This window comes from Mariniflexile sp. AS56, assembly GCF_030552475.1.
Classification (GTDB): domain Bacteria; phylum Bacteroidota; class Bacteroidia; order Flavobacteriales; family Flavobacteriaceae; genus Mariniflexile.
The window spans coordinates 1-6,409 of the sequence record NZ_JAUPED010000037.1; the positions used below are offsets into that span (position 1 = coordinate 1).

General features: G+C 34.4%; 7 protein-coding genes and 1 tRNA gene. 1 reads left to right on the forward strand and 7 read right to left on the reverse strand.

Going from position 1 to position 6,409, the window contains the following annotated elements:
* Positions 1-2: 2 nt before the first annotated feature.
* Positions 3-76, reverse strand: a tRNA-Thr gene (locus tag Q5N74_RS18660).
* A 60-nt stretch (positions 77-136) separates the two neighbouring features.
* A complete protein-coding gene (locus Q5N74_RS18665) occupies positions 137-406 on the reverse strand; it encodes a hypothetical protein (protein WP_304390514.1) in 270 nt (89 codons plus the stop codon).
* Positions 407-843: 437 nt separating this feature from the next.
* Between Q5N74_RS18665 and Q5N74_RS18670 the strand changes: the two genes are divergently transcribed.
* Entirely contained in the window at positions 844-1,209 is a 366-nt protein-coding gene (locus tag Q5N74_RS18670) for a hypothetical protein (protein ID WP_304390515.1), read from the forward strand.
* A 38-nt stretch (positions 1,210-1,247) separates the two neighbouring features.
* Here Q5N74_RS18670 and Q5N74_RS18675 read toward each other — a convergent pair whose 3' ends face one another.
* From Q5N74_RS18675 to Q5N74_RS18695, 5 genes are all read right to left on the reverse strand, one after another.
* On the reverse strand, positions 1,248-1,658 hold the full coding sequence (locus tag Q5N74_RS18675) for a 6-carboxytetrahydropterin synthase (RefSeq protein ID WP_304390516.1): 411 nt from the start codon (positions 1,656-1,658) through the stop codon (positions 1,248-1,250).
* Positions 1,655-2,179 carry an isopentenyl-diphosphate Delta-isomerase gene (idi, locus tag Q5N74_RS18680; RefSeq protein WP_304390517.1) on the reverse strand — a complete coding sequence of 175 codons (525 nt, stop codon included), beginning with the start codon at positions 2,177-2,179 and terminating at the stop codon, positions 1,655-1,657. The genes Q5N74_RS18675 and idi overlap by 4 nt, the downstream gene beginning before the upstream one ends.
* A gap of 182 nt (positions 2,180-2,361) precedes the next feature.
* Positions 2,362-4,314, reverse strand: coding sequence for an OmpA family protein (locus Q5N74_RS18685; protein WP_304390518.1), 1,953 nt, complete (start codon positions 4,312-4,314; stop codon positions 2,362-2,364).
* A gap of 12 nt (positions 4,315-4,326) precedes the next feature.
* Positions 4,327-5,250, reverse strand: a complete 924-nt coding sequence (locus tag Q5N74_RS18690) for a type IX secretion system membrane protein PorP/SprF (RefSeq protein ID WP_304390519.1) — start codon at positions 5,248-5,250, stop codon at positions 4,327-4,329.
* A gap of 28 nt (positions 5,251-5,278) precedes the next feature.
* Positions 5,279-6,409, reverse strand: a 1,131-nt coding sequence (locus Q5N74_RS18695) for a gliding motility-associated C-terminal domain-containing protein (protein ID WP_304390520.1), incomplete at its 5' end; no start/stop codon positions are given.

Below are 6,409 nucleotides of genomic sequence, written 5' to 3' on the forward strand. Positions count from 1 at the left end.
AGAGCCGATGGAGGGACTCGAACCCACGACCTGCTGATTACAAATCAGCTGCTCTAGCCAGCTGAGCTACATCGGCGCTTTAACGGGTGCAAATATAGTCGCAAATTTTAAATTTGCAAGCACTCCGCCAAAAAATTTATGCTAAATTATTAATTTTTTCAATTAATGCAGTTCCCTTAGTTTCTAACTCTGCGCTAATAGCCTTAAAATGAGCTTTTGGGTTCTCAACGTTCTTTGCATTAACTTTAGAAATTAATTCGTCAAAAGTAATAATTGCTTCATCAATAACTGCTTCGCTCTTTTTACTGTCTTTACTTGCGTTGGTTAATTCCCAAACATAAGCTGCTTCAATAATATCTCCTAAAACGTAATTAATATCTTTTTTTAGGTTTCTAACATTTGCCATAATTCAATATTTTTAATTTCATGCAAAATTACATTATTTTATACAATTTTCTCTTAAAAGAGCACTAATTTATAAAATTTTATTACTACTTTTGGTTTAAATGAATGCAATAAAGATGTCATATAAGCAAATTTGTAACCGCGCCTCTCTACAGGTGAAGACGGTGGCTTGCTTTATGGCCCAATCCAAAACTTATATGCATCTTGAATAAACGTTAAATAATACAATTATAACTATATACACAAAGGTGCTTTTTTTAAAAGGCACCTTTTTTATTTTATATTAATTAAATCTTTAAACATTATGAAAACACTAAAATCGATGAAACAGAAAATTCAATTTTTTATCAACGCCACTATTTGTACGAACGTTCTATATAGCACGTACCACCATCACAATTTAACGCCTTTATTATTATACCCATAAACAACAAAGTCATGAAAACACATCACATAAACACCCCATTCATAGTTACAAAAGATATAAGTAATGGTAACGGCTTCTTATTAGCCCACATACTTTACGATAAAATTAAAAGTATTGCCGCTTACCCCGTAAAAGAATTTTATTTACAAGACATCCCCGAGATTGGCGATTTTAAATTTAAAATGTATAAAAATGCATTTGTGAATGATAAACTAACCATTCAAGCCCAATTAGTAAAACAAAACAAGGAAGGCTACGTGGTTAACATTACTGTTACAAAAGAAAAAGCTAAGGCAAATCACCAAGAACGTATTTGCAGTGCTTTATTTGATTTTCCTGCGGAGAAAAAGTACAGTACGAATAGAACTGCTTGTTAAATAAAATTCCCAAGAGATGCTCTTGGGAATTTCTTTTTTTAGTTTCCTGAATAGGTTACAAAATTTCGTGGTGTTTCAAAAAGTGTTATTTCTAGTTTTAAACTAGAATCAATTTTCAACTTCATCTTATTATAAATAACCACTGCTATATTTTCTGCCGTTGGGTTTAAATCTTTAAACTCGGGCACTTCTAAATTCAAATTTTTATGATCGAAGGCTTCTTCAACTTCATCTTTAATGATGTCTTTTAAAACCTTCATATCGATAACATAACCTGTTTCTTGATCAATTTCACCAGTAACACTTACAATGAGTTCATAATTATGACCATGAAAGTTAGGGTTATTGCATTTACCAAACACCTGATCGTTTTTTTCGTGCGTCCAATCTTTTCTGTACAAACGGTGTGCTGCGTTAAAATGCGCCTTTCTACTAACGGTTACTTTCATTGTGTAATGTTTATATGTTCGTAGAATTTATCGAATATAATTTTAAACCACTCGGTATATATTTCTGGCTGGTTTAACATATCTTCTTTTACAGCTTCTAGAGTCATCCATTTCCAACTGGCGACTTCTTCTGGGTTAATTTCTGGAATACTAGTGTATTTACCTATTAAAACATGGTCGAATTCATGCTCTGTCAAGCCATTATCAAAAGGCGCTTTATAGATAAATGAAATGGTATCTTCTAATTCTACAACAAAGCCCATTTCCTCCATAAGGCGGCGCTTTCCTGCTTGAATATTGGTTTCCCCAACACGTTGGTGGCTGCAGCAGGTATTAGTCCACAATAAAGGGGAATGGTATTTATGTGCTGCACGTTGCTGAAGCATTAATTCATTTTTATCATTAAACACAAATACTGAAAAGGCTCTGTGTAACAGTGCTTTTTCATGTGCTTCCATTTTAGGCATGGTGCCTATTTGCTCGTCGTTTTCGTTTACAAGAATAACCTGTTCTTCTTTCATCTGGGCGTTTACATTGTTTCAATTTGTTAGATGCCATTTGCTAAGCAAATTTTATTGAGCACCAACTTAATTACCATGCTAATTTAGCATATAACGCAAAAATACTAACTTAATTCTAAACTATCGCATAATAAAAAAGGCTATCAACCGATAACCTTTTTTATTGCTTCATTTAAAATATGTTACATTTTTATAATTATAAAATCGCTTCTTCTATTTAGTTGATGCTCTTCTTCTGTACAAGGCACCCCGTCTGCACACTTATTTATTAATTCACTTTCACCATAACCTTTACCTGTTATTCTTTTGGCATCAATACCGCCTGTTTTTACTAAATAACTCATCGTAGATTTATTACGCTGGTTAGATAAATTTTTATTGTATCCTGTGGTTGCACGACTGTCTGTGTGCGACTTCACATCTATTTTCATATCTGGATATTTATTTAAAACAGCTATGATTTTCTGTAATTCAATCTCGGCATCTGGACGAATGTTTGCTTTATCTAAATCGAAATAAATAGGGTTCAGATCAAAGGCTTCGCGTAAGTTCGTGCCTTCTGTAATTGCCACTTCATCTTTAATTAATGGCATATCTAAACCTATAGAATCCCTCCTATTTACTGAGGTTATAATACGCTCCTCTGAAGTTTCATAGCTATCTTTTGAAGCACGAATTAAATAGGTTGTTTCACAATCTAATACATTAAAACTATATACGGCATTTTCACCAACAAGCTGTTCTGTTACCACATCGCCATTGGCATTAAGCAGTTGTACTTTAGCCCCATTGAGTAATTCGTTTGTTTTTTTGTCTAGTACTTTTCCTGCTAGGTTTTGAGCACAATCTGGTATTTTAAACCAATAAATATCATCATCACCCTTACCTCCTGGCCTATTCGATGAAAAATAACCTTCACGTGTTTTTAAATTTTCATAATAAGCAAAATCATCTTTCGGACTATTAATAGGTTTTCCAACATTCTCGACAATGAAAGGTTGTTTTTTTTCAAGCCTGTTTTGAAAATCTAAAATTCGGTAAACATCCAACCCACCCAATCCTGAAAAACCATTTGAAGAAAAATACAAATCACCATTTTCATTAATAAACGGAAAGGTTTCTTTAGCTTCTGTATTAATAACATTCCCTAAATTTTCAGGAACTCCTAACGTACCATCTTCATTAATATCTACGATGTACAAATCTGAAAGACCTACAGTTCCTGGCATATCTGAAGCAAAAATTAATTTATCTCCTTTTGCGTTAATTGTTGGATGTGCGACACTATATGATTGATCATTAAAGTGAACTGATTTTATGTTTTTCCACCCTCCAGTTTCAGTCTTTTGTGCTGAGTATAATTGCAACCTATTTACACCCGCTTTATCTCGTTTAAATTGACTTTTGAAAAAATTATTTCTTGTGAAAAACATACGGTTACCATCTGGCATAAATGCTACAGAAGATTCGTGAAATTTGGTGTTTAAGTTATCATTGAATTTTTGCAAATTCTCAAACACACCATCATTCGTTTTTGAAACAACAAACAACTCTAAAAAAGGTTGATCATTCCATCTGTAGTTTTTACCTGTTCCTCTGGTAGAAGCAAAAACAAATTGATTTTCAAATAAAGCGGTACCAAAATCTGATACTGAAGTATTGAATGGTAAATTGACAACCTCAATATCTTCACTTTGTAAATCAATCTTTTGTAAATAGTTGAGGGTCGATTCAAAATTACTGGCGCGTTTATCATTCTCGGTTGATTCTGAAAATTTTCGCATCCATTTATCAGATTCCTCATAATTTTCAACCGTTTTTAGTGCTTGTGCATATCTGTAATAATATTCCGGATCGTTATTAGCTTCTAAATTAAAATCATCTAAACCCATTAACTCGCCGTACCATTTAGCAGCATCTTCCATCTTATTATTAAAATAAAAGGAGTTGCCTAGTTTCTTATACAAATCAACCGATTTATAGCCTTTGTTCGCCACTTCCAACAGGATGTCGCTGGTTTTTACATATGAAAAATCATTATAGGCATAATTAGCATGTCGAAGTTTCTTTTTTTGAGCATATCCCAAACTAACTAGGAAGCAAAAAACGATTGTTATTATTCTATTTTTAGTCATAAGTATCCAGTTTTAAAAGAATCGAGGTGAAATAATTCTTCCTAATTTTTGTAATTCGAAGCGTAGCATAATTTCATGAGAACCACTATTATAATTATTCAACTTTGTAGTGGTAGCATCGTAAGCATAGCCTATATAAAGTCCGTTTGACACTTGAAAGCCTAACAAACCACTAAAAGCATCGTCCCATCTATAAGCTAAACCTAAAGTGAATTTATTTCTTAATAAAAGATTCGCCGAAAGATCTGCAATTATTGGTGCCCCAGAAACAGCTTTCACTAAGGCTGCTGGTTTTAATTTTGTTTGGTCGTTTATATCGAAAACATACCCTGCAATGGCATAATAATGCAAGCGTTCTGAAGCTACAGATTCTTGAAAATCATCATAATGTTTGGTTGTTAAAAAGTTAGGAATAGCCACACCTAAATACCAGTTTTGGTTATGTAAATACAAACCCGTTCCAATTGTAGGAGAAAATAAACTAAGGTTTTCATTAAACATGGCATCTGGGTTTTTATACCTTCCCTTGCTCCAATCTGTTTGTAGTGATTGTATTCCTGCTTTAACTCCAAAAGATAGTTTTGTGTATGAATGATTTAACAAAATGGTATATGAAAAATTAGCATCAATATAATTCTCGGTTGCAGGCCCCAAGGCATCGTTTACAACTGATAAACCCAACCCTATTTTTTCGTTTCTAAGTGGTGAATGCGCCGAAAAAGTTTGTGTTTTTGGAGCCCCGTCTATACCTACCCATTGGGTTCTATATAAACCTGTTATACTTAAAACGTCTCTTTGACCTGTGTAGGCAGGATTAACACTCATCGTGTTATACATGTACTGCGTATACTGTGGATTTTGTTGAGCAAAACCTGTATTTATTAGCAGCACAAACATGGCTAATGTCAATCCTTTTAAAACTAATTTATGTATCATTTTCTACTGTATTTTATTTATAAATTAATTATCTGTTAATGTATAACCAACCAACTTTTGGTTTCGAACCATCTCCTAGATCTAATACATAATAATAAGTACCAATAGGAAGTTTATCCGATTCATTTAAAACTACTCTACCATTAGATGTTCCATCCCAATTGTTAGAATAATTTTTCGTGGTATATACAATATTACCCCAGCGGTTATAAACCTCTAATGTGTTGTTTGGGTAATTCTCGATACAATCAATTACGAACGTATCATTATCACCATCGCCGTTTGGAGAGAACTCATTGTATATGGTTAAACATGTAGGTGTTACAGATGCTGTAGATGTATTATTATCGCCATTTACATCTGTTCCGCCTTCTGCACTTAATATAAATGCTGTATTTTGATAATCACCGAAGCCTAAAACTTTAGCTGTAATTTCTAATAACTGTACATCTCCAGGAGGTAATTGATCGATAGTCCATTCTCCATTATTAGAAGAATAGCTTCCTGAAGTCGCTACTGAAGACACATAGGTATATCCACTCGGCATAACTTCTTCTACAACAACGTTCGTTGCTAAAACATCTCCGATATTAGAAATCATAATTGTAAAGACAACTTCCTCATCTACCGTTGGTTTTTCTGTATCAACTTCTTTAGAAATCTCTAAATCGAAGTTTTCATTACAAGTAACAGTTACCGGCATAGTAATACTTGAGCTATTAAAATCACAAGGATCGTTAACATCTGTCGTATCAATGGTTTCATCTCCATTGGTTACACCATCGCCATCACAATCGGCTGCTTGCCAAACTGCATTGTTCGTTTCCGGTGTGCTGCCTGCTGTGTAAACACATGGATTATTTGAATCTGGATCCGTTCCGTTGGCATCACCATCGCCATCACAATCGGCTGCTTGCCAAACTGCATTGCTTGTATCTGGTGTGCTGCCTGCTGTGGAAACACATGGGTTGTTGGAATCTGGATCCGTTCCGTTGGCATCACCATCGCCATCACAATCGGCTGCTTGCCATACTGCATTGCTCGTATCTGGTGTGCTGCCTGCTGTGTAAACACATGGGTTATTTGAATCTGGATCCGTTCCGTTGGCATCGCCATCGCCATCACAGTCGGCTGCTTGCCATACTGCATTGCTCGTATC